The organism is Solibacillus ferritrahens (assembly GCF_037027585.1).
In the GTDB taxonomy this organism is placed as follows: Bacteria; Bacillota; Bacilli; order Bacillales_A; family Planococcaceae; genus Solibacillus; species Solibacillus ferritrahens.
Map to the genome: position 1 here is coordinate 1 of NZ_JAXCLE010000053.1, position 986 is coordinate 986.

The following is a 986-nucleotide window of genomic DNA, read 5'->3' on the forward strand; positions in this document are numbered from 1 at the left end:
CTAGAGGTTTCGTAAGAAACCATATAGTGAAGTGATGATGGCAAAGAGGTCACACCCGTTCCCATACCGAACACGGAAGTTAAGCTCTTTAGCGCCGATGGTAGTTGGGGGCTTCCCCCTGCGAGAGTAGGACATCGCTTCGCTTATTTTTTTTGGAGGATTAGCTCAGCTGGGAGAGCACCTGCCTTACAAGCAGGGGGTCGGCGGTTCGAGCCCGTCATCCTCCACCATCTTATGCAAGAGCCATTAGCTCAGTTGGTAGAGCATCTGACTTTTAATCAGAGGGTCGAAGGTTCGAGTCCTTCATGGCTCACCAGTTTTTTATAAAACTCTATAATGTCAGAATAAAAATATCCTATGCATTTGTCGAAGTATCTTAGTGGTAGAACATCACCACCACGTCACTTCTGCTCTATAAATGCCGGGGTGGCGGAACTGGCAGACGCACAGGACTTAAAATCCTGCGGTGAGTGATCACCGTGCCGGTTCGATTCCGGCCCTCGGCACCATTTTTAATAATAAGCGCCCGTAGCTCAATTGGATAGAGCGTCTGACTACGGATCAGAAGGTTGTGGGTTCGACTCCTGCCGGGCGCGCCATATATATTTTAATACTTATGGCTACCTAGCTCAGCTGGCTAGAGCATTCGGTTCATACCCGAAAGGTCGTGGGTTCGACTCCCTCGGTAGCCATCTTTTGAATTTATAGATTCATCTAATTATTGTGGAGGTATACCCAAGTCCGGCTGAAGGGATCGGTCTTGAAAACCGACAGGCGGGTAACACCGCGCGGGGGTTCGAATCCCTCTACCTCCTCCATTTTATCTATATGGTATTAATACATATTTAAACAAGAGAAGAAATAATATTGTCGCGGGGTGGAGCAGTGGTAGCTCGTCGGGCTCATAACCCGAAGGTCACAGGTTCAAGTCCTGTCCCCGCAACCAAATGGTCCCGTGGTGTAGCGGTTAACATGCCTGCCTGTCA

Annotated in this window: 7 tRNA genes and 1 rRNA gene; all 8 read left to right on the forward strand. The window is 49.0% G+C overall.

What is annotated here, in order from left to right:
- Nucleotides 1-27: 27 nt before the first annotated feature.
- The 8 genes from rrf (at nt 28) to SNE38_RS19090 (ending at nt 946) form a co-directional block, all read left to right on the forward strand.
- Nucleotides 28-143, forward strand: a 5S ribosomal RNA gene (rrf, locus tag SNE38_RS19055).
- A gap of 11 nt (nt 144-154) precedes the next feature.
- Nucleotides 155-230, forward strand: a tRNA-Val gene (locus tag SNE38_RS19060).
- Between the two features lie 10 nt (nt 231-240).
- Nucleotides 241-316 (forward strand) — tRNA-Lys (locus SNE38_RS19065).
- Nucleotides 317-420: 104 nt separating this feature from the next.
- Nucleotides 421-509 (forward strand) — tRNA-Leu (locus SNE38_RS19070).
- Between the two features lie 13 nt (nt 510-522).
- Nucleotides 523-599, forward strand: a tRNA-Arg gene (locus SNE38_RS19075).
- A 19-nt stretch (nt 600-618) separates the two neighbouring features.
- Nucleotides 619-692, forward strand: a tRNA-Met gene (locus SNE38_RS19080).
- Between the two features lie 33 nt (nt 693-725).
- Nucleotides 726-818, forward strand: a tRNA-Ser gene (locus tag SNE38_RS19085).
- A 53-nt stretch (nt 819-871) separates the two neighbouring features.
- A tRNA-Met gene (locus tag SNE38_RS19090) sits at nt 872-946 on the forward strand.
- Nucleotides 947-986: the final 40 nt, after the last annotated feature.